The sequence below is a fragment of the Loktanella sp. PT4BL genome, from assembly GCF_003201935.1.
Classification (GTDB): Bacteria; Pseudomonadota; Alphaproteobacteria; order Rhodobacterales; family Rhodobacteraceae; genus Yoonia.
This window is the reverse complement of the sequence record NZ_QJJL01000004.1, coordinates 65947-87633: the sequence shown is the minus strand read 5'-3', so window position 1 is coordinate 87633 and position 21687 is coordinate 65947. Positions and strand designations below refer to the sequence as shown.

The 21687-nt window shown below is 58.0% G+C and carries 22 protein-coding genes; 11 read left to right on the top strand and 11 right to left on the bottom strand.

Annotation, left to right across the window (positions count from 1 at the left end):
* Window positions 1–60 precede the first annotated feature (60 nt).
* Window positions 61–1143, top strand: coding sequence for an NAD(P)/FAD-dependent oxidoreductase (locus C7964_RS14330; RefSeq protein WP_110280351.1), 1083 nt, complete (start codon window positions 61–63; stop codon window positions 1141–1143).
* 52 nt (window positions 1144–1195) lie between these two features.
* Here C7964_RS14330 and C7964_RS14325 read toward each other — a convergent pair whose 3' ends face one another.
* From C7964_RS14325 to rlmJ, 4 genes are all read right to left on the bottom strand, one after another.
* On the bottom strand, window positions 1196–1918 hold the full coding sequence (locus C7964_RS14325; RefSeq protein ID WP_110280350.1) for a transporter substrate-binding domain-containing protein: 723 nt from the start codon (window positions 1916–1918) through the stop codon (window positions 1196–1198).
* 24 nt (window positions 1919–1942) lie between these two features.
* Complete coding sequence (locus tag C7964_RS14320) at window positions 1943–2716, bottom strand: ABC transporter ATP-binding protein (RefSeq protein ID WP_110280349.1); 774 nt, start codon at window positions 2714–2716, stop codon at window positions 1943–1945.
* Between the two features lie 125 nt (window positions 2717–2841).
* Window positions 2842–3279: a tellurite resistance TerB family protein gene (locus C7964_RS14315; protein WP_110280348.1), complete on the bottom strand. Its 438-nt coding sequence runs from the start codon at window positions 3277–3279 to the stop codon at window positions 2842–2844.
* A gap of 5 nt (window positions 3280–3284) precedes the next feature.
* Window positions 3285–4076: a 23S rRNA (adenine(2030)-N(6))-methyltransferase RlmJ gene (gene rlmJ / locus C7964_RS14310; RefSeq protein ID WP_110280347.1), complete on the bottom strand. Its 792-nt coding sequence runs from the start codon at window positions 4074–4076 to the stop codon at window positions 3285–3287.
* A gap of 142 nt (window positions 4077–4218) precedes the next feature.
* On the opposite strand from rlmJ, the gene C7964_RS14305 reads away from it, so the two are divergent.
* Window positions 4219–4956 (top strand): MipA/OmpV family protein, encoded by a 738-nt coding sequence (locus tag C7964_RS14305; protein ID WP_181417198.1) that lies wholly within the window; start codon window positions 4219–4221, stop codon window positions 4954–4956.
* Window positions 4957–5009: 53 nt separating this feature from the next.
* Here C7964_RS14305 and pyrG read toward each other — a convergent pair whose 3' ends face one another.
* The 3 genes from pyrG to C7964_RS14290 all read right to left on the bottom strand — a co-directional run bounded on the left by pyrG (window position 5010) and on the right by C7964_RS14290 (window position 7643).
* On the bottom strand, window positions 5010–6653 hold the full coding sequence (pyrG, locus tag C7964_RS14300; protein ID WP_110280345.1) for a CTP synthase: 1644 nt from the start codon (window positions 6651–6653) through the stop codon (window positions 5010–5012).
* Window positions 6654–6816: 163 nt separating this feature from the next.
* A complete protein-coding gene (gene secG, locus C7964_RS14295; protein ID WP_055296621.1) occupies window positions 6817–7170 on the bottom strand; it encodes a preprotein translocase subunit SecG in 354 nt (117 codons plus the stop codon).
* Window positions 7171–7247: 77 nt separating this feature from the next.
* The gene (locus C7964_RS14290; protein ID WP_110280344.1) at window positions 7248–7643 is read right to left on the bottom strand and encodes a DUF6524 family protein; all 396 of its coding nucleotides are present in this window, start codon (window positions 7641–7643) and stop codon (window positions 7248–7250) included.
* Window positions 7644–7778: 135 nt separating this feature from the next.
* On the opposite strand from C7964_RS14290, the gene C7964_RS14285 reads away from it, so the two are divergent.
* Together C7964_RS14285 and C7964_RS14280 are read left to right on the top strand one after the other, a co-directional pair.
* Window positions 7779–9074 (top strand): adenylosuccinate synthase, encoded by a 1296-nt coding sequence (locus tag C7964_RS14285; protein WP_110280343.1) that lies wholly within the window; start codon window positions 7779–7781, stop codon window positions 9072–9074.
* A 6-nt stretch (window positions 9075–9080) separates the two neighbouring features.
* Window positions 9081–9314, top strand: a complete 234-nt coding sequence (locus C7964_RS14280) for a DUF2842 domain-containing protein (protein ID WP_110280342.1) — start codon at window positions 9081–9083, stop codon at window positions 9312–9314.
* 49 nt (window positions 9315–9363) lie between these two features.
* Here the strand turns inward: C7964_RS14280 and C7964_RS14275 are convergent, their stop codons facing one another.
* On the bottom strand, window positions 9364–11100 hold the full coding sequence (locus C7964_RS14275) for a hypothetical protein (protein WP_286163966.1): 1737 nt from the start codon (window positions 11098–11100) through the stop codon (window positions 9364–9366).
* 229 nt (window positions 11101–11329) lie between these two features.
* On the opposite strand from C7964_RS14275, the gene C7964_RS14270 reads away from it, so the two are divergent.
* On the top strand, window positions 11330–11902 hold the full coding sequence (locus tag C7964_RS14270; protein ID WP_286163965.1) for a thiamine diphosphokinase: 573 nt from the start codon (window positions 11330–11332) through the stop codon (window positions 11900–11902).
* Here the strand turns inward: C7964_RS14270 and C7964_RS14265 are convergent.
* From C7964_RS14265 to C7964_RS14255, 3 genes are read right to left on the bottom strand one after another with little or no spacing between them, the layout of a single operon-like run.
* Window positions 11844–12755 (bottom strand): DMT family transporter, encoded by a 912-nt coding sequence (locus C7964_RS14265; RefSeq protein ID WP_110280432.1) that lies wholly within the window; start codon window positions 12753–12755, stop codon window positions 11844–11846. The two genes, C7964_RS14270 and C7964_RS14265, sit on opposite strands and share 59 nt — an antisense overlap.
* Window positions 12756–12798: 43 nt before the next feature.
* Window positions 12799–14172 carry an L-serine ammonia-lyase gene (locus tag C7964_RS14260; RefSeq protein ID WP_110280341.1) on the bottom strand — a complete coding sequence of 458 codons (1374 nt, stop codon included), beginning with the start codon at window positions 14170–14172 and terminating at the stop codon, window positions 12799–12801.
* Between the two features lies 1 nt (window position 14173).
* Window positions 14174–14881 (bottom strand): glutathione S-transferase family protein, encoded by a 708-nt coding sequence (locus tag C7964_RS14255; protein WP_286163964.1) that lies wholly within the window; start codon window positions 14879–14881, stop codon window positions 14174–14176.
* Window positions 14882–15024: 143 nt separating this feature from the next.
* Between C7964_RS14255 and rpiA the strand changes: the two genes are divergently transcribed.
* The 6 genes from rpiA (at window position 15025) to C7964_RS14225 (ending at window position 21508) form a co-directional block, all read left to right on the top strand.
* Window positions 15025–15813 carry a ribose-5-phosphate isomerase RpiA gene (rpiA, locus tag C7964_RS14250; RefSeq protein ID WP_110280340.1) on the top strand — a complete coding sequence of 263 codons (789 nt, stop codon included), beginning with the start codon at window positions 15025–15027 and terminating at the stop codon, window positions 15811–15813.
* 10 nt (window positions 15814–15823) lie between these two features.
* On the top strand, window positions 15824–16273 hold the full coding sequence (locus C7964_RS14245) for a PH domain-containing protein (protein ID WP_110280339.1): 450 nt from the start codon (window positions 15824–15826) through the stop codon (window positions 16271–16273).
* Window positions 16270–17706 (top strand): glutathione-disulfide reductase, encoded by a 1437-nt coding sequence (gene gor, locus C7964_RS14240; RefSeq protein WP_110280338.1) that lies wholly within the window; start codon window positions 16270–16272, stop codon window positions 17704–17706. The genes C7964_RS14245 and gor overlap by 4 nt, the downstream gene beginning before the upstream one ends.
* Window positions 17707–17783: 77 nt before the next feature.
* A complete protein-coding gene (hflK, locus tag C7964_RS14235; RefSeq protein WP_110280337.1) occupies window positions 17784–18929 on the top strand; it encodes an FtsH protease activity modulator HflK in 1146 nt (381 codons plus the stop codon).
* Window positions 18929–19810 (top strand): protease modulator HflC, encoded by an 882-nt coding sequence (gene hflC, locus C7964_RS14230; protein ID WP_110280336.1) that lies wholly within the window; start codon window positions 18929–18931, stop codon window positions 19808–19810. The genes hflK and hflC overlap by 1 nt, the downstream gene beginning before the upstream one ends.
* Before the next feature lie 276 nt (window positions 19811–20086).
* On the top strand, window positions 20087–21508 hold the full coding sequence (locus C7964_RS14225; RefSeq protein WP_502693571.1) for a Do family serine endopeptidase: 1422 nt from the start codon (window positions 20087–20089) through the stop codon (window positions 21506–21508).
* Window positions 21509–21687 lie beyond the last annotated feature (179 nt).

Below are 21687 nucleotides of genomic sequence, written 5' to 3'. Positions count from 1 at the left end.
AACGCGCGGCGGGCATTTACGCGGCGCAATGCGGGTTTGCGGCAGCAGGAGACGCTAAAAATGGAACAGTCTGTCGTTATTGTAGGCGCTGGCATCATCGGGGCCGCGACGGCGCTGCAACTGTCACGCGCGGGGTCACGCGTTACGGTTGTCACAAGCGGCGCACCGGACGCGACACAAGCCGCCTTTGGCTGGATCAACGCGAGCTTTTATCTGAACGACGACCATCATCACCTCCGCGCGGCAGGTATTCGGGCATGGCACCGCGTCATGAAAGACGTCGCGGCCCCTGTGGTGTGGCAGGGGTGTTTATGCTGGGACATGCCCGAGGCTGCGATGGAAGAGACATACGCGCAGTTGCGCGGATTTGAGTACCCTGTGGAACTGTTAAGCGGGTCGGCCGTGTCCGCGCGCGAACCGGCACTGAAAACCACCCCCAAACAGGCGCTTTTCTTCCCCAGCGAGGGGGCTGCCTCCTCGGGTGATCTGGCAAGGGCGTTTCTGGCCGCAGCACAGGATGCGGGCGCACGGGTGATCAGCAATGTGGCGGTCACCGGGATCGCGCTGCGCAATGGACGTGGTGTGGGGGTTGTAACAACGCAGGGCGTGATCGCTGCCGATCAGGTGATCATCGCTGCCGGGACAGGCACGGCCGCGCTGGCGCAGAGCATTGATTGCACGATCCCGCTCGTGCCGCGCCCCGCCTATATCCTGCGTACCAACCGGCAAGAAAAAATCCTGCAGCATATTCTGGCCACGCCCGATGGCGAGATCAGGCAGGAACCGTCGGGGCAGATATTGATGCCTGTCTCTGTGGGCCACCAAGGCGACGCAGCAGAGAACTTGTCGCAGATGCCGGATGACGCCGCCGATGCTGCGATGGGGCGGCTACGCGGCCTCTGCGATGGATTGGCTGAAGCGCGCTGGGCCGAGGTTATCCGCGCAGAGCGACCGGTGCCGCAGGATGGTTTGCCCGTCGTGGGGCCGTTGGCCGAAGGGGTTTATGTCGCTGTGCTGCACTCCGGCATCACGCTTGGGCCGATTATTGCAGAGCTGATTGCCAAGGATATTGCAGGTCGTCTGGACAACGCGGATGCGGCGATGATCGCGCCCTACCGTCCGCAACGGTTTGCCGAAGGCTGAATGAAAAAGGGCCGCCAAACTGGCGACCCTTTGTGCTGTCTTGCAAGGCAGCTTAGAATTGCTCGCCCACACCCCATTCCGCGATCAACGCGTTCAACGAGCCGTCTGCTTTCATGGACGCAATCGCTGCGTTGAATTTGTCACGCAGTTCACCGTCGCTTTCGCGCAGGCCAAGGCCTACACCGCCACCGATCAGCTCTTCCTGACCCATCAGCATCACTTCGGCATCGGATTCAGCGATTGGCGCAAGGAAGGCTTTGTCGGCAAGAACGGCGTCAGCTTCACCGCTTTTCACCGCTGCGACAGTCTCGTCAGGTGTTGCGAATTCCAGCAAAGTCGCACCTGTGCTAGCAATGAATGCTGCCTGAATTGTGCCTGTCTGTGCTGCGATAACCGCATTGGCCAGATCGACATCTTCGGAGGTCACCAGATAGGCGGACGGATCGGGCTGTGTGTAGTTGTCAGAGAAGTCGATGACTTCGTCGCGCTCGTCCGTGATCGACATGCCTGCGATGATGACATCATAGTTGCCGGATACGAGGTTCGGAATAATGCTGTCCCACTCGTTTGTGACCCACTCGCAGGTCAGTTCGGCGCGTACGCAAAGCTCGTCGCCCAAAGCGCGCTCGAACCCGTCAACTTCGCCGTCATCGTTAAGGAAGTTGTATGGAGGGTAGGCGCCCTCGGTGCCAAGACGCACAACGGAATGCGCGTCGGCAAGGGCCATGGAACCAGCAACGGCGAGTGCGGCCGTCGTAAGGATAAGGTTTTTCATCAATGATCTCCCGGGTTGATGAGGTTAAGAAACCGTGGCCGACAGGAAGCCCTGAAGCCGTTCGGTCTTTGGGTTGCCGAAAAGTTCGGCAGGTGCGCCTTGCTCTTCGATTTTGCCTTGGTGCAGGAAAACGACATGGTCGCTGACATCAGCGGCCAGTCGCATGTCATGGGTGACGATGATCATGGTGCGCCCTTCGGCGGCCAGATCCTTGATCACTTTCACGACTTCCTGTTCAAGTTCGGGATCCAGGGCGCTTGTCGGCTCATCAAAAAGCAGCGCCTTGGGTTCCATGCAAAGGGCACGCGCAATCGCGGCCCGTTGTTGTTGACCGCCCGAAAGCATGGCGGGGTAGGCATCGCATTTGTCGCCGATGCCGACCTTGTCGAGATATTTGCGCGCGGCGGCCTCAACCTCGGCGCGGTCGCGCTTGAGCACGGTCAAAGGGGCCTCCATGACATTCTTCAAGATGGTCATATGCGCCCAGAGGTTAAACTGCTGAAACACCATCGACAGATTCGTGCGGATGCGGATCATTTGCGCATGATCCCCCGGATGGCGGCGTGCGCCGGTGCCTTTCCAGATCACAGGTTCCCCGCAGAAGAGGACATCCCCCTGTTGGCTGTCTTCGAGCAGGTTCGCACAGCGCAGGAGTGTGGATTTGCCGGAACCGGACGACCCGATCAGGGATACGACGTGCCCTGCAGGAGCCGTGATATCGACACCCTTCAAAACCTCCAGATCGCCATAGGCTTTGTGAAGGTTGCGGATTTCGATGACTGGGGCAGACGTGTTCACGGGGCGGGGCAGCTTTTCGTTGTTGTGGTCACGAGTTGTGCCTATTTCAGGGGCATTTGCAACTCTTTGGCGCGCACTGACCCAACGTCAGCGTAATTTGGGCGCGGTTTTCCCCATGAGTGCTGTTATTTTCCGCTCACCTTGATCCGTGCGCTGTGACTGTCCTGATCGGAGACACCCAGCAAAGAGGCGGTCATCCGCATCATGCTGTCCTCTTCATCATCGCGCACGCCGTCGGCCATCACGACCGACCAGAGTGCTTCGATCACGCTCAGCCGGTTTTCATAGGAGACTGCCTCTTTGATGGCGCGGGTAAAGCGTACGGTATCGGGGGCTTGCGCTTCCAGTTCCTCGCATTCGGCGCGGAGTGTCGCGGCATCTGCGGCCGAAAGACTGTAGCGTGTCATCAACGCCTGATCGATCTGCTGGATCTCGACCTGTGCGTAATCGCCATCGGTGCGCGCAACGCGGACCAGAAGCGCGCCGAGCGCGACGCGGCTGTCAATTTCGTTCAGGGGAGCGGGTGCGGGGGCGGTCAGGCGCCTGAGAATATCTTGAAACATAACGCTTACATAGGGTCCTTGAGCTTATCTTCAAACAGGGCAGAAAGGCGCAGCCCTTCCTCTGCCAGTCCATATGGGGCGTTCACCACGAACAAACCAGAGCCGACCATCCTGTGGCCCTCCCGCGCGGGGGGAAAGCGCACTTCGTGCGTGAACCCATCGGGCAGAGACGCCTGCAGAGCACGGATCATAGGTTTATGGGGCGCATCGGTCAGGATCGGATACCACAGCATAATGACACCCACCCCCCATTTGCGATGCAGCTTGGCGATTGTCGCCGGGATAGTGTCGTAGTCGGACTTCACCTCGTAAGAGGGGTCAATCAGCAAAAACCCGCGCTTCGGGTCGGGCGGACAGACCGACATGGCCATTTCCCAGCCGTCGTGCTGACGGAAGATCCCGCCATAGGGGGCCATCGTGTCCTTGAGGGCGGCGAATTCTTGCGGATGCAATTCCGACAGGTGGATCGTATCAAGATGACGCAGGCTTTCAGCCGCAATCAGGGGGGAACCAGGATAGGCGTTTTCCCCGTATTTGGCATGGATGCGTGCGAGTACCTGCGCGTACGGGTGATCAGGCGCAAACCAGTCCTGCGCAACTGCGATCCCCTTGGCCGCTTCGCCGGTTTTCAACGCGGCGGCGTCTTGCAGGTCATAAAGACCGCGCCCCGCATGTGTTTCGAGATAGGACAGCGGTTTGTCCTTGCGCGTCATATAGCTCAGCGCCCAGGCCAGCATACTGTGTTTGTGGACATCGGCCAGATTTCCGGCGTGATAGATGTGCTGATATGAAAGCATAGGGCGTGTGACGGTCCTTGGGTCGCTGGCATCGGCTTAGCGTAGCGGTGTGGGCCTGTCCATCGTGGCCGTGCTCGCGCGTTTGTGGGTTGTTTGTGTGTGCAGGGGCGCTACCATGGGGCCAACAACATTAGGAATTGATATGTTACAACGGGTTATCCTTGCTGTTTTCGCCATCACAGCACCGCAGTTCGCAATAGCGCAAGATACGGCGGATGGTGTGACCTTCCGGTTCGGTCTTGGGCCGTCATTTGCACCCGAGTACTTTGGCAGCGACGAAACCGCGCCTGGTGTGGGGGCGAAATTCCGCTTGGGAAGCCTGCAGCTTGGCGGCGTGTCGCTCGGTGGTGGTGATAACTACGGGCTGGGTGTGACAGGGTCTTTGCGCTTTATCGGCGAGCGTAGTGCCGATGATTTCGGTGAGCTCGCGGGGCTCGAGGATATTGACGCCTCGCTGGAACTTGGTGGCGGACTGGAATTCACGACCCCCTACTATGACGTTTTTGCCGTGTTGCGTTACGGTGTGATCGGACACGGGTCTTTCGTGAGCGAGATCGGCAGCAACGTCTATTACAGGCCGACAGACCAGCTGACTTTCAAGGCAGGGCCGCGGGTGCTTATCGGTGATGATGACTATGCGCAGACCTATTTCGGTGTTTCCGGCGCGACAAGTCTGACCGATTTTGACGCCCAAGGCGGGCTGGTCAGCGCCGGCGCAATGGCCGAGGCGACCTATGCGATCAACGATGACTGGGAAGTGATCGGGACGATCAATTATGACCAGTTGCGTGAGGATGCCGCCGATAGCCCGATCAGCGAAAACGACGATATGTTGAGCGGGAGCATCGTGCTCACACGCAAGATCACCTTCGGCTTCTAAACGCCAGATTTTTTCAAAAATCTGGACCAAATCCTCTCAGAGGATTTGGTCTACTACACCAGACGAGAGGTCTCGACAGCCGCCCGCACAAAATCCGCGAATAGCGGATGTGGCGCGAAGGGTTTTGACTTCAACTCTGGATGGAACTGCACCCCGATAAACCACGGGTGATCGGACCATTCGACAATCTCGGGCAGCCTGCCATCCGGTGACATGCCCGAGAATTTCAGGCCGGCCTTTTCCAGCACATCGCGATATTTCACATCCACCTCATAGCGGTGGCGGTGCCGTTCTTCGATCGCCGTGGTGCCGTAAATACCCGCAACTTTCGAGCCTTCGGTCAGCGTGGCGTCATAAGCGCCCAGACGCATCGTGCCGCCTTTGTCGTCATCGGTCTTGCGCGCCACGGTATGGTTGCCCTGTACCCATTCCTTGAGGTGGTAGACGACCGGTTCGAACCGCTTCCCGCCCGCCTCATGGTCGAATTCCTCAGACCCCGCTTTCGCCAGACCGGCCACATTCCGCGCGGCCTCAATCACGGCCATCTGCATGCCAAGGCATATCCCGAGGTAGGGGATCTTCTTTTCGCGGGCGAACTGCGCCGCTTTGATTTTGCCCTCTGTCCCGCGCTCACCGAAACCGCCCGGTACGAGGATCGCATGGAACCCTTCCAGATAGGGTGCGGCATCGTCTTTATCGAAAAGCTCGGCATCGACCCATTCGATCTGCACTTTTACACGGTTGGCCATGCCACCATGGGTCAGCGCCTCGGCGATGGATTTATAGGCGTCCTCAAGCTGGGTGTATTTGCCGACAATCGCGACCTTTACTTTGCCCTCTGGATTATGGATGCGGTCATAGACGTCGTGCCACATCTCAAGTTTCGGCTGCGGGGCTGGGGCAATGTCAAAGGCATCCAGAACCGCTTGGTCAAGGCCTTGATCGTGGTAGGCCAGTGGGGCCTCATAGATGGATTTCAGATCATAGGCCGCGACCACACTTTGTTTGCGGACGTTACAGAACAATGCGATCTTCTCGCGCTCTTTTTCGGGGATCGGCTGCTCCGAGCGGCACACAAGGATATCGGGCGCAATGCCGATGGACTGCAATTCCTTGACCGAGTGTTGCGTCGGTTTCGTCTTCAGCTCACCCGAAGCCGCCAGATAGGGCAGCAATGTCAGGTGCATGAAAATGCACTGGCCGCGGGGCTTGTCATGGGCGAATTGGCGGATCGCTTCAAAAAAGGGCAGGCCTTCGATGTCGCCCACGGTGCCGCCGATTTCACAGAGCATGAAATCGACCTCATCCTCGCCGATGCTGATGAAATCTTTGATCTCGTTCGTCACATGGGGGACGACCTGAATCGTCTTGCCCAGATAATCGCCGCGCCGCTCTTTTTCCAGAACGTTGGAATAGATGCGCCCCGAGCTTACAGAATCTGTCTTGCGGGCAGGCACGCCTGTAAAGCGTTCGTAGTGGCCAAGATCCAGATCGGTTTCTGCGCCATCGTCGGTGACGAACACCTCGCCATGCTCGAAGGGTGACATCGTGCCCGGATCAACGTTGAGGTAGGGGTCAAGCTTGCGCAGGCGGACCGAATAGCCCCGTGCCTGCAACAAAGCACCCAAAGCGGCGGATGCAAGACCTTTACCGAGAGAGGAGACAACGCCGCCGGTAATGAAAATGAAACGCGCCATTGGCAGGAGACCCCCGTGAAAAATTCCAAAAACTGTGGGAAAGCGAACCCGAAAATTCGCATCATCACGGGATTTGATCTGTAGTGGATTCGGACGCGATTGGCAACCGCTGACCCAACATCATGTTGCCCTAAATAGCATCAGGGCAACAGGTAGTATTTACTTACTCACCCGCTGGCAGCAGCGGGTCATCACCATTCAAGGAAGGCGGCAACAGACTGTCACCCAGATCGGGGACCGCGACACCTTCCTGCACTGGATCGGCGCCGAACCGGTCAGCGACCGAAGACCCGGCGGTATTGCTTGCAGCAATCAATGTCAGCGCGATGGATGTGCAGATAAAAGCCGCAGCCAGTGCCCATGTAAATTTGCTCATCGCGGTCGGCGCAGGGCGTGAACCGGTTGCACCGCCACCGCCGCCCATCCCAAGACCACCACCCTCGGAGCGCTGCAAAAGCACAGTACCGATCAGGCTGAGCGCGAGGATCAGGTGAATGATGAGGACGACATTTTCCATTTCGGGCCTTTCGGGGCGTTCAAGAACAAGCGGTATCTAAAAGTCTTGGGGCCGTCCCGCAACCCCTGAAAACCCGCTTATTCGTCGATGTCATCCACATCAGCCTGTCCGCTGAGCTTGCGGCGGACAATTGACCACGACAAACCCACCGCCAGAACGATCGAAAGGGCATAGATACCGATCCACGTATTCACGGAAGGATTGTTCAGACTAATCACACCCTGATCGAACAGAACCCACAGGATCGTGCCGACAACGGCCAAGATCAGCAGCATCCCGAATATCCCGATAGAGCGCAGGGTGGCACGCAGATAGATTATATATCCCACAAGAAGGATCAGACCGAACAGCACCGTCAAAGACAGCTGCGTTTCATAATTCGCCATGCTCCAGCGCACATAATTCCACTGTGTCGGGTTATAGGTCGCCATCAGCAACAAAAGGGCAAAGACCCAACGAATGACAAAACCCATGATATGCCTCACTTCTTTTCCGTGGGCCGACAATGCCGAGGTCTGCGTGCCCTGTCTAGGGTCGCAAATTTGCGGTTTCCCATTCGCGGGGGCAGCGATATAGGGGGGACGCAATCTGCAAAGGAATGAATATTCATGGCAAACGTAGTGGTCGTCGGTGCGCAATGGGGCGATGAAGGCAAAGGCAAGATCGTTGACTGGCTCTCGGAGCGGGCTGATGTGATCGCGCGCTTTCAAGGGGGCCATAACGCGGGCCATACGCTTGTCATTGATGGCGAGGTGTTCAAGCTGAACGCGCTGCCTTCGGGCGTGGTGCGAGGCGGGAAACTGTCGGTGATCGGCAATGGCGTAGTCCTCGACCCTTGGCATCTGGTCAAGGAAATCGCCTCGATCCGCAAGCAGGGAGTTGTGATTGATCCCAGCACTCTGATGATCGCGGAGAACACGCCGCTGATCCTTCCGATTCACGGTGAGCTTGACCGCGCCCGTGAAGAGGCCGCCAGCAAAGGCACCAAGATCGGCACTACAGGCCGTGGCATTGGGCCAGCTTATGAAGACAAGGTTGGCCGCCGCTCTGTCCGCGTCGCTGATCTGGCTGATGCGGCCACTTTGGAGGCCCGCGTTGACCGTGCGTTGCAGCACCATGACCCACTGCGCAAAGGGCTGGGCATCGCACCCGTCGATCGTGATGCGCTGGTGGCGCAACTCAAAGAGATTGCAGCCGAAATCCTGCCGTTTGCAGCCCCTGTCTGGAAAGTGCTGAACGAGCAGCGCAAGGCGGGCAAGCGTATTCTGTTCGAAGGCGCGCAGGGTGCGCTGCTGGATATCGACTTTGGCACTTATCCTTTCGTGACATCCTCGAATGTGATCGCAGGGCAGGCCGCGACTGGCGTGGGCGTTGGCCCGACGGCGATTGATTATGTGCTGGGGATCGTGAAGGCCTATACCACCCGCGTAGGCGAGGGGCCGTTCCCGACCGAGCTGGATGATGCCGATGGCCAGCGTCTGGGCGAGCGGGGGCACGAGTTCGGCACCGTGACAGGACGCAAGCGTCGCTGCGGCTGGTTTGATGCTGCTTTGGTGCGCCAGACCTGTGCAACCTCGGGTGTGACTGGCATTTCGCTGACCAAGCTGGATGTGTTGGACGGCTTCGAGACGCTCAAGATTTGTGTGGGCTACGAGCTTGATGGCGAACTGATGGATTACCTGCCGACCGCCGCCGATCAACAGGCGCGCTGCACACCGGTCTATGAAGAAATCGAGGGCTGGTCCGAATCGACCGAAGGCGCGCGCTCATGGGCGGACTTGCCTGCGCAGGCGATCAAATACGTGCGACGTATTGAAGAGTTGATCCAATGCCCTGTCGCCCTAGTTTCCACCTCACCTGAAAGAGAAGACACCATTCTGGTGACCGACCCATTCGCAGACTGAGGATAGATGACATATAAAGCGCGGAAAAAACTGGCTCTCTTTGTGCTGGTCGTGGGCTTGCCCGTCTACATCATCGTGGCCGTGACCATCATGAGCTATATGATGACCCAAGAGGTGCGCTTTCCGCTGATCGTGGAGTTCTTTGTCTATGTCGCGCTGGGCATCGGTTGGGCATTCCCTTTGAAATGGGTGTTCAAAGGGATCGGGCAACCTGATCCGGACGCGCCAGAGAACAGGTAGAAACAAAAAAGGCGGGGCAAAACCCCGCCTTTATTTATTGGTCAATCATTTAGCCTTGCGCGGCTTTGTACCCGTCAGGGCGATACTGAGTGTTTTCCGCAACCTGGAACCGCCCGTTGGGAAGCTTTATCAGGCGGGCCTGGCGCAAAAGGCGGCCAAAGCTGCGCAGACCGTCTTCGCGGGAAATCTCGCTGTCCGAGGCAGACTGAACCATTTTCATCACCTGCGGGCGTGAAAAGTCATCTTCACCTTCAACAAAGCAGATATAGGCACCAGCGGCTTCCAGTTGGTCTGTCAGATCCGACGCACCGTGTGCAGCGGCAAAGTCAGCAAAATCGTTGGTTTCCGGCTTTGCGTCAGCTTCCTTCAATGTCGCAATCTTGCGCAGGCGCTCGGATGCGGCCTCCATCGAGCCCGCACTTGCAGGTGCATTGCTTTCAGGCCGCTGCAAAGTCTGACGATCGCCAGCACCGGGCTTGACCTCTTGCGACTTCACAAGCTTGAGCGGTGGTATCGGTTTGCCGTCACCCTTATCCTTTGCTTCATGCGCGCCGAGATCGTCTTTGTAGACTTCATCCGGGTCGCGCTTGTCCGCACCCTTGTCGCCGAGTTGCCGTGCGGCTTCTGTCGCGGCGACTGCGGCTTTCAGCTGCGCAAACGCATCACGGTGGCGGCGGTTCTCGGGCTGGTTCAGGTGCTGATCCGTTTGCGACATGATCCGGCTCATGGCGTCTTCGACATGGCGGGGTAGGCCGGGACGGGCGAATTCATTGCCCTGACGTGCTGCGATCTCGGCTTCGACCTTGGCGACTTCGGCCTCAAGGTCGAATTCGTCATCGTCATCATAGTCATCATCTTCGATCTGGGACGCCTGCTTCGCGGTCAGCATAAGCGGCTCTTCGTCCTGCTCGGCTTCAACATCGTCTGCATCGTCGGTCGCGTACTCATCTTCAAAGTCGTCGTCTTCGGCGTGCTCATCTGATTGCGCTGCGACAACGTCATCTTCGAATTCGTCATCCTCGTCCGAGGTATCTGCAGCAACCGGCTCATCCGCCCCGCGATCAGCGACCATCAGTTCGTCGTCCTCTTCCTCAGCGGCAAGGGCGGCTGCAATATCTTCGTCATACTCTGCGGTGTCGAAGACGTTCAAATCATCATCAAAGTCTTCATCTTCGCTCACAGCTGCCTGCGCCTTTGGGGTGTCATCCTCGATCGGAGCAGCTGCAGCCGCAGCCGTTGTCCGCTTGACCAGATCGGAAAGACGCTGCGACAGCGGGTTGACCGCCGGAGCGGCAGGCTCGCTCAGGTCTTCCGAAAACTCTTCCGCGCTTGATGCGCTTTTGCGCTCAGCCGCCGCAGCGCGCATACGCTCCAGCTTGTCGGCTACGCTGGCAAGATTGTCGGCGTATGATCCGTCATCATCCTCATCGTCGGCCTCTTCGGGCGCAGTGTCGTACGCTTCTTCATCGTCAAAATAGTCATCTGCGTCATCTTCTTCCAACGCAGCAGGGGCAATATCCTCATCGGGCTGGCGGACGCGCAGGCTGACGCGATTGCCTTCACCCTCGATATCGACCGCGACACCTGTCTGTTCTTCGGTCAGGCGGGCAAGCGTGGCCATGTCGGGTGCAAGAGGCTCTGTGTCCATAAAGCGATCGTGACCGGCAAGATCATGGAAGAAAGACACAACCATTTTCATTGTCTCGACAGAATCTTCGAAACCTTCCAGGCGGCAAGAGAAGTTGCCGTAGGTCACATCAAGGACTTGCGTGTTTTCATCCATCATTAAGCGCTTTCTTTCGTTAATCAGCGGCGGCCCGCTGGACACATAGTCATTCTTAATTGAAAACAAGAACACGTCCCATTGAGGATCATATTATGACCCTTTTGAGGAATGTTTGTGAATAGAGGTGCAATCATTGCCAATCAAACCGATTGTTTCAAGTAATAACGCAATTTGCCTCGTTGGAGGAGCCCCAATAGCCGACGACGCCATTTCAGCGGTTTTTTCCCTTGTGAACAGCTTTGTAGGCGTGGACGGCGGTGCAGATCACCTCTTGGCGGCCGGTGTGACACCGGCGGCGGTTATCGGGGATCTCGATAGCCTTTCGGACGCGGCGCGTGCCACATTTGCACAGCAGCTTCGTTTTATTGCCGAGCAGTCGACAACAGATTTTGAAAAGGCACTCACACGGGTCAGCGCGCCTGTGGTGCTGGGCCTGGGGTTTACCGGGGGCCGGTTGGACCATGCGCTTTCGGTGCTGAACGTCCTGGCGCGGCATCCCGAAAGGGCGGTTCTGCTGCTTGATGCGCATGATGTAAGCTTCGTGGCCCCTCTCGGCCGCATGTCTTTTGCGGTCGCGCCCGAGACCCGTATATCGCTCATGTCTTTGGGAGAGGCGAAAGTCACTTTCAGCGGGGTGCGCTGGCCTTTCGCGCAGACCCGCATGACGCCGGACGGATTCAGCAGCCCGTCAAACGAAGCAACGGGGGGTGAAGTTGCGATTGAAACGGATGGTCCCCTTCTGGTTACCCTGCCGCGTGACCTGCTGGCGGTTGCAATGAAAGCTGCCGTTCGCGCAAAATAATATAGAGACCTGCGCCAACAGTGATGCAGATACCGATCGCGGCCAGCCCGTTCGGCAAATCGGAAAAGACGATCCAGCCAATCGCCGTGCCGAAGGGGATTTCGAGATACTGCATCGGCGCAAGGGTCGACGCGGGTGCAAACCGCAGACTCCATGTCATGAAAAGATGCGCAAAGGTGCCTAGCACGCCCAAAGCGACCAAAAGGCCCCATGTTGCCGCATCATAGCTGAATGTTACCGTGCCAGTTGCCGACGGAAAAAGAAGATAGAGCGCAAGAATGATCACGCTCGCTTGCACCCCGCTGATGGCCTGTAGTCTGATCGGATCAAGCGCGCGCGCCACCTTGCGGGTCACCATCATGAAAAGCGCAAAGACCACAGCAACGCCCAAAGGCAACAGCGCGGGATAACCCACCTCGACAAAGTTGGGCTGGATCACCAGAAGCGTGCCGAGAAAGCCGATAGCGCAGGCCACCATCCGGTGCATGCCCACCTCTTCGCCCATGGCGAAATGACCCAAAATCAACATGATAAACGGCATAACGAATGCAATCGCCAAGGCATCGGCCAGTGGCAGATAGCGTAACGCGCTGAACATCAGGCCGATGCCCAGGATATGCAGCACCGTGCGGACCAGCGTCCATTTCCAAAGCGCGCGGGGTAGGCGCAGGCCTTTGCCGCTGACCGCGACAACCGGCAAGAGCATCAGAGCCTGCACAGCAAACCGCGCAAAAAGCAGCACAATAAGCACCACCGTGCCGCCCAATATCTTTGCAATGCTGTCACCCAGCGGGGCCAGCACGCAAAAACACAGCATCAGCATGACGCCAAGAAAGGGACGGTCGGTCGACATCATGTCACCCTAGGCAGGCAACGCGCAGGCGTCAAAGCCGGTCTCAGCAATTGGGCACATGTACCGCCAGACCACCCAGCGCCGTTTCCTTGTATTTCTCGCTCATATCCATGCCGGTCTGGCGCATCGTCTCGATTGCGACATCCAGCGAAACAAGATGGACACCATCGCCGCGCAAGGCCAACGATGCCGCAGAAACAGCCTTGATCGCCCCCAGTCCATTGCGCTCGATACAGGGAACTTGCACGAGCCCTTTCACGGGATCGCAGGTCATGCCCAAATGATGCTCAAGCGCTATTTCCGCTGCGTTTTCAATCTGCTCAGGTGTGCCGCCAAGAACGGCCGCAAGGCCGGCCGCGGCCATGGCAGCGGCGCTTCCGACCTCGGCCTGACAGCCGCATTCGGCACCGGAAATCGAGGCATTGTACTTGATCAAGCCACCCACAGCCGCCGCCGTCAGCAGGAATTCCGGCACACGCGTCGCCGTCGCACCCGGCACATGGTCCAGCCAATAGCGGATCGTCGCAGGGATCACACCGGCGGCCCCGTTTGTGGGCGCGGTCACAACCTGCCCGCCGGCAGCATTCTCTTCGTTCACGGCCATCGCATAGGTCGACATGAAATCATTGATCGTGTGGGGGGCGGTCAGGTTCATGCCCCGCTCGGCCTGCAAAGCATCATAAATGCCCTTGGCGCGCCGGCGCACCTGCAAGCCACCAGGCAAGATACCGTCAGTCTCAAGTCCGCGGTTGATGCAGTTGTTCATGACCTCCCAAATCCGCGCGAGACCTTTGTCCAGATCGGCACCGGGCATCCGTGAAAGTTCGTTGGCCCGCTTCATGGCGGCGATGGTCTTGCCGGATTTGGCGGCCATCTCGAGCATCTCTTGGGCGGTGTGGAACGGGAAAGGGACGGGGGCGCCTGTGTCACTGTCTTTGCCAGCGTTCAATTCGGCCTCGGTCAACACGAACCCGCCGCCGATGGAATAATAGGTGACTTGGGTAATGACATCGCCCTGTGCGTCTGTGCCGCGCAGGATCAGGCCATTGGCGTGACCGGGCAAAGCGGGGCCATAGTCGAAGAGCAGATCGTCCTTGGGATGAAACGCCAGCATGCCAAGACCATCTGGCGTGACCGTATGCTCTGTGGCAATGCGGGCAAGTTCTGCATCCGCTTTGCCGGCATCATAATCTTCCGCACGAAACCCCGCGAGGCCAAGGATCACCGCGCGGTCCGTGGCGTGACCGATGCCCGTGAAGGCCAGACTGCCGTGCAGCGAGGCGCGCACACCCGCAACCCCGAAAGGCAACGCGCGCAAATGGTCCAGAAACCGTGCAGCAGCCACCATCGGTCCGATGGTGTGGGACGAGGAGGGGCCGACGCCCACTTTGAACATATCGAAAACCGATAAAAACATGCTAGAGCGCTGATCCTTCTGGTGGGGTGCAAGGTGCGGGTCGCGAAAACGGGGTAGGTCCCAAACCTTCCGCAACTGCCGCCCGGATGGTACTTTCGCGCGCGTCCATACGTTTGGCAAATGCCGCCAGTCGCGGCCAATTTTCAAGATCAAACCAATCTTCACCGCCACCATACAATGCCGCCCACCGCAGCATTGGCGCAAGATAGCAGGCGTGGAGACTGCTGGCCTCACTGTCCAGCCACGGGGTGGTTTGCGTGGCCGCCAGCAGATCAAGCTGCGCACGCAAGCGCTGTTGGGTCATGTTTAGGACCGCGCCGCTGTCGCTGCCCGTGTACTGGCTTGGATAGAACGTCATACGCAACGTGGGATGCAGGGTATTGGCGAGCCAGAACATCCATTGCAGCGCGTGCATCCGTGCGGGCGTGCCTAAAGGCGGCATCAATTTGGCATGCGTCTCGGCCAGCCACATCAAGATTGCGGCGGTTTCAAACACTGGCCCGTGGGGCGTTTCTAGAACAGGGATCAGCCCGTTGGGGTTGAGCGCCAGATACGCAGGGGACTTTTGCGCTTGGGCTGCGCGGTCGACCAGAACAGTCTGATAAGGCACGGCCATTTCCTCAAGCGCCAGTCGCACGCAAAGCGAGGCGTTGTCAGGGGCGTAGTGCAGGCGCAAGATCTGGCTCATGATGCGTGTGTAGCGGAACATGCAGGCTGTTCACTTGCCAAATACGACATCCGCCCGCGAAAAACGCAGCCTGCAGCGCGCGACATGACCTTTCGTCAATTGGGGCCTCGCACCCGGCGTTTTTCTTGCCTATAAAGCGCCGGTAAAGATTTCGGAGTGGATTGATGTCTGGTGAGCTGTCCCCCATCGACAAAGCAAAATTCGTCGCGGCCAAGCAAGCGACGGAATTTGTTGAATCGGGGATGAAAGTTGGCCTTGGCACAGGATCCACTGCAGAATGGCTGGTGCAATGTCTCGGTGAGATGGTGCGCGAAGAAGGGCTCAAGATCAAAGGCGTGCCCACGTCCAAACGGACAGCCATGCTTGCCACGAAAGTCGGGATCGACATCATCACACTGGATGAGGCCAAATGGCTTGATCTGACCTTTGACGGGGCCGATGAATTCGATGACAATCTGACTTTGATCAAGGGTGGCGGTGGGGCGCATCTGCATGAAAAGATCGTGGCCACAGCAAGCGACCGCATGATCGTCGTCGCCGACGCGAGCAAGAAAGTCGACACTCTGGGCGCATTTCCTCTGCCTGTCGAAGTCGTACCCTTCGGGCTGTCGATCACCCAAGGGCTGATCGCTGAAACCCTGACCGGCATGGATGTCTTGGGGCGCGATGTTGTGTTGCGGATGAAAGGCGATCAGCCTTTTGTGACGGACGAGGGGAACTTTATCCTTGATCTGCATCTCAAACGGATCGGGAATCCCCGCCAGCTCAGCTTTGTGATCAACCAGATACCCGGCGTTGTGGAAAACGGTCTCTTTATTGATATCTGCGATGTCGTCATCGTGGGTTACGGCGATGGCCGTGTGACCACCCGTGACATCACCAATAATGCGTCCAATGTGATCCGGTTCGATGTGCTGGATGATGATAACATCTTTGTCGATATCGCGGACTGATCCCTGATCCATGGAATTCAAACGCACACAGCGCCAGCATTTCTTTACCATTCTGACGTTCTCGATGGTCAGTTGGCTCTGGTACGATTTTATCACATCGGGCACAGCAATTGAGGTTGTCCTTGGTCTGTTATGCGGGGTCTGGGCTGTATTTATCGCCTATAGCTATCTGCGCACCCCCAGTCTGGGCCGGTTGGACCCCGATGGTCTGACACTGCATCGCCCGCTGCGCACAGTCTCGTTCAAGTGGGATGAGTTGCAATGGGCGAGCCTCGGAGCGGATCAACGTGCTTTGGTCTTTGCCTTTCGCCATCAAGGTGACGTGAAAGATCGTTACATCGGTTGCAGCCGCAAGATGCTGACCCCAGATGCGGTGGATGCTATCACCGCCGCCGTGCAGGCCGCGCGTCCCAATCTACCTTCAAGCCCGCCAGAGGCAGAAAACGGAGCCAAAACATGACTTTTGACTATGATCTTTTTGTGATCGGTGGTGGCTCTGGCGGTGTTCGCGCGGCGCGCGTCGCGGCCGCAACAGGGGCGAAGGTGGGTCTGGCCGAAGAATACCGCATGGGCGGCACCTGCGTGATCCGCGGCTGTGTGCCAAAAAAGCTGATGGTGTTTGCCTCGGGCTATTCCGAGATGTTCGACGACGCCCGCGCTTACGGCTGGGACGTGCAGGAGGGGCCATTTGACTGGTCCAAGTTCAGCGCCAAGCTGAACGCCGAATTGGACCGTCTGGAAGGCATTTACCGCAAGCTCTTGGATGGGTCGGGCGTCGAAATCATTGATGCCCGCGCAAAGGTGAAAGACCCCCACACAGTGACGCTGTCAACGGGCAAGGATGTGACAGCCAAGCACATTCTCATCGCAACCGGCGGGCGCCCCATCATTCCCGATATGCCCGGTGCCGAACTGGGCATTACCTCGAACGAGATTTTCTTGCTGGACGAGATGCCGAAATCCATCCTGATTGTGGGGGGCGGCTACATTGCGTCAGAGTTCGCGGGCATCCTGAACGGTCTTGGCGTGCAGGTGACGCAATTCTACCGCGGTGCCCAAATTCTGCGCGGCTTTGATGACGAGGCCCGCGGTCTGGTGGCCGAAGGGATGCGTGCCAAAGGCGTCGATCTGCACCTTGGGACCAACATCGTCGAGATGCGCGCCGCAACAGCCGAGGATCTGGCGGGCGTGCACAAAAGCGTTCCCATGGAAGGCGGCAAACCTGCAACATTGCCGCAGAAATCAGCTGGGCATGGTATCTGGGTCAAGGCCACCAATGGCACCGAAAAGGTCTATGATCAGGTCATGTTCGCCACCGGGCGCGCACCCAATACCGATGATATGGGGCTTGAGGATGCGGGCGTTGAAGTTGGCCGTCGTGGCGAAATCGTTGTCGATGAGTACAGCCAGACACGCGTCCCCTCGATCTATGCGATCGGGGATGTGACCAACCGCGTACAACTGACACCTGTTGCGATCCGCGAAGGCATGGCTTTCGTGGAGACGGTCTTTAAGGGCAATCCGACAGCGGTGGATCACGAACTGATCCCGTCTGCTGTCTTTACGCAGCCCGAACTTGGCACCGTCGGTCTGACAGAAGAGGAAGCGCGCGAGAAAGAACCGATCGATGTCTATTGCACATCCTTCAAGCCAATGAACCACTCCTTTGCGGGGCGTGAGGACAGGGTCTTGATGAAACTTGTGGTCAGCAAGGAAACCCGCAAAGTGCTGGGCTGTCATATCGTCGCAGATCACGCGGGCGAGATGATCCAGCTGGCAGGGATTGCCGTGAAAATGGGGGCAACAAAAGAGGATTTCGACCGCACTGTTGCGGTTCACCCGACAATGGCCGAAGAACTTGTGACAATGAAGGAACCCGTGCGCAGCGCTTGATTTCACGAAATCAAGCCACACATGCACAATGACAGTTCACGTTAGTGGAACACGCTGAAAGGAAGCATAGGAAGACAATGGCAGGCAACAACGGTGGCCCGTGGGGCGGCGGCGGAAATAATGGCTCAGGTGGGGGCAACAATGACGACAACCGCGGTAGCGGCGGTCGCAAGCCCAACAACGACGGCCCGAGTATTCCCGAAATTGACGAGCTGGTGAATAAGGGTCGTGAACAACTGCGTGTCCTGATGGGCGGCGGCGGCGGTGGCAATGGACAAGGCGGCAGCGGCGGCGGTGGTCCACAGGTCACACGCGGTACGGTCGGTCTGGGTATTCTCGCGGCTATTGGTCTATGGCTCTATGCCTCTTTCTACACAGTGCGTCCCGAAGAACGCGCGGTCGAGCTGTTCTTGGGTGACTTTCTGGAAATCGGTGAACCCGGTCTGAACTTTGCGCCGTGGCCCGTTGTGACGCGCGAAGTGCTTGCTGTGACAACAGAGCGGAACATCGATATCGGCACCAGCCGCACCGGATCAGAAGCGGGTTTGATGCTGACAGGCGATGAAAACATCGTCGACATCGATTTTCAGGTTGTCTGGAACATCATCAATCCAGAAGAGTATCTATTCAACCTTGCCAACCCGCCGCAGACGATCGAAGCCGTCTCTGAATCAGCCATGCGCGAGATCATTTCCCAGTCGGAACTGGCCCCGATCCTCAACCGTGATCGTGGCGCCATTGCTGACCGCCTGCGCGACATGATTCAGGAAACGCTCGACAGCTACGACTCGGGCATCTCAGTCATCCGCGTCAACTTTGACAAAGCCGATCCGCCCGAACCGGTCATCGCGTCATTCCGCGCGGTACAGGATGCCGAGCAGGAACGTGACCGCGTTCAGAACGTGGCCGATGCCTATGCCAATCAGGTGGTTGCCGAAGCCCGTGGCCGGGCGGCCCAGATCCTTGAGCAGGCCGAAGGCTACCGCGCCCGCGTGGTGAACGAAGCCGAAGGTGAGGCGAGCCGTTTCAGCGCTGTTTTGGCGGAATATGCAAAAGCGCCTGAGGTCACCCGCAAGCGTCTCTATCTGGAGACAATGGAAAGCGTGCTGGGTGGTGTCGACATCATCCTGCTGGACGAAGGCCAAGAAGGTGGTCAGGGCGTCGTGCCATACCTGCCGTTGAATGAACTGCGTCGCACACCGACAACCGGAGGAACCAACTGATGCGTAAATCAGCATTTCTTTTGCCCGCAGTTGCGGTTGTTTTGATCGGCGCGTTGTCATCGGTCTTTGTTGTGGATGAACGCGAGAAGGCGCTGGTGCTCCAGTTCGGCCAGATCGTGAGTGTCAAGGAGGACCCGGGTCTGGGGTTCAAGATACCGCTCATCCAGGAAGTGGTGCGTTACGACGACCGCATTCTGAGCCGTGATTTGGAACCCCTCGAGGTGACACCTGCGGACGACCGCCGCCTTGTGGTCGATGCCTTTGCACGATACCGCATTGTCGATGTGGAGCAGTTCCGTCGTGCCGTCGGTACGGGTGGCGAGGAAGCTGCGGCCCGTCGTCTCGACAGTATTCTGCGGGCTGAAACCCGCGAGGTGCTGGGTTCGGTGACATCCAACGACATTTTGTCAGTTGATCGTGCCGCCCTGATGCTGCGCATTCGCAATCAGGCGATTGAAGAGGCGCGCCCTCTGGGTTTGCAGGTGCTTGACGTGCGCCTGAAGCGGACCGACCTTCCGATGGAAAACCTCAACGCGACATATGAGCGTATGAAGGCCGAGCGTGACCGTGAAGCCGCCGACGAACGCGCCCGTGGTAATGAAGCGGCCCAGCGTATTCGCGCCGGTGCCGACCGTACCGTCATCGAGCTGGTGTCCGAGGCCGAACGCGAAAGCCAGATCATTCAGGGTGAGGCCGATGCCCGCCGGAACGAGATTTTCGCGCAGGCCTTTGGTGCGGATCCTGAATTCTTTGAATTTTATCGCTCCATGACAGCCTATCAGCGTTCATTGACCCCGGGCAATTCGACCATGGTTCTGTCGCCTGATAACGAGTTCTTCAACTATCTGAAGTCCGATCAGGGTCGCGCCGCAGGCGAGTAACCAATTGGGTTATAGTAACTGGAAGGGCCAGCCACCGTGCTGGCCCTTTCTTTTTGGCCTGACTGCCTAGCCAGTGTTTCAAGGCTTGCACAATAATTCACGTGGTGTTGAGAATTTGAATGTGAAGTTTGCGTTGCACAATTCGCGCCCTACATAGAACATCAGAAAATGAGTAGGGTCGCGGTCTTGCGCCCCGGTTTCAACAAAAGGAGATTTGCCGTGAAGTCCAAGGCAATCGCAGTCAGTCGAGATCAGCAGCGCACGCGTGGTCTTTTGATGGCTTTCGTCACGACCTTGGCGGTCGCTTTCGCCATGGTCCTTGCGCAGGTGACATTCGCCAGCGCGCAGCAACGTCCCGAAACATTCGCTGATCTGGCCGAACAGGTCAGCCCGGCCGTCGTCAACATCACGACCAGCACGACCGTGGCCGGTCGCACAGGGCCTCAGGGGCTTGTTCCTGACGGGTCACCATTTGAGGATTTCTTCAACGATCTTGACCGGGGGCCGGGACAAGGCACACGCCGTTCGTCGGCGCTGGGCTCCGGTTTCGTGATCTCCGAGGATGGTTTCATCGTGACCAACAACCACGTGATTGAAGGTGCGGATGAAATCCTGATTGAATTCTTCCCGGGCGGTGAACCCGGTGTACCTGCCGAGTTGATCGGCACCGATCCCAACACCGATATCGCCGTTCTCAAAGTTGACCTCGACAACCTGCCATTCGTTGAATTCGGTGACAGCAACGCCGAAGGCGCACGCGTCGGTGACTGGGTCATGGCGATGGGTAACCCCTTGGGGCAGGGCTTTTCGGTCTCTGCCGGGATCGTGTCTGCCCGCAACCGTGCGCTTTCCGGCACCTATGATGACTACATCCAGACCGACGCAGCCATCAACCGCGGTAACTCGGGTGGTCCATTGTTCAATATGGACGGTGAAGTCATCGGCGTGAACACCGCGATCCTCTCGCCTAATGGCGGCTCGATCGGTATCGGTTTTGCGATGTCATCGGCTGTTGTGACCAATGTGGTGGACCAGCTGATCGAATTCGGCGAAACACGCCGCGGCTGGTTGGGTGTGCGTATTCAGGACGTCACACCGGACATGGTTGATGCAATCGAAGGTCTTGATATGGCCCGTGGTGCGCTCGTCACCGATGTACCGCCCGGACCTGCAGAGAACGCAGGAATGCTCGCTGGAGACGTGATCCTGAATTTCGACGGGATCGAAATTGAAGATACCCGCGAACTGGTGCGGATCGTCGGCAACTCCCCGGTAGGTACAGAAGTGCCCGTAGGCGTGCTGCGCAACGGTGAGATGGAAGATCTGCTTGTTGTCCTGGGTCGGCGTGAAACCTCTGAGGCGGTAGCATTCCCTGCGTCAACGGAAGAGGCCGAGCCGGAGCAGTCCAAAATTCTTGGTCTGACGCTCTCTGAAATCACCCCTGAACTGACCGATCAGTTTTCATTGAGTGTCGACACGGGTCTGGTGATCACAGCGATCGACCCCGACTCCGAGGCTGCATCCAAAGGCCTGCTGGAAGGTGACGTCATCACCGAGGCCGGCCAAGAGGCAGTGGCTACGATTTCGGATCTGGAGGGCCGGATTGAAGCAGCCACAGAGGCCGGGCGTAAATCGCTTCTGCTCTTGGTGCGCCGCGGCGGAGACCCGCGCTTTGTGGCCCTCGTACTGGAAGACTAAGCGATCACATCTGCGATAAAAAGGCGGCCTCCGAGGCCGCCTTTTTCATACGATAATCCGGATCCCAAGACGGGCTTGAGCCAACAGTCAGGTTGCGTGTTCCCCCGGTGCACAAAGCTGTCAGCGACCGATATCTGTCAAATTGGGGGTGGCGAGCATGAATAACGTGCACTACTTAA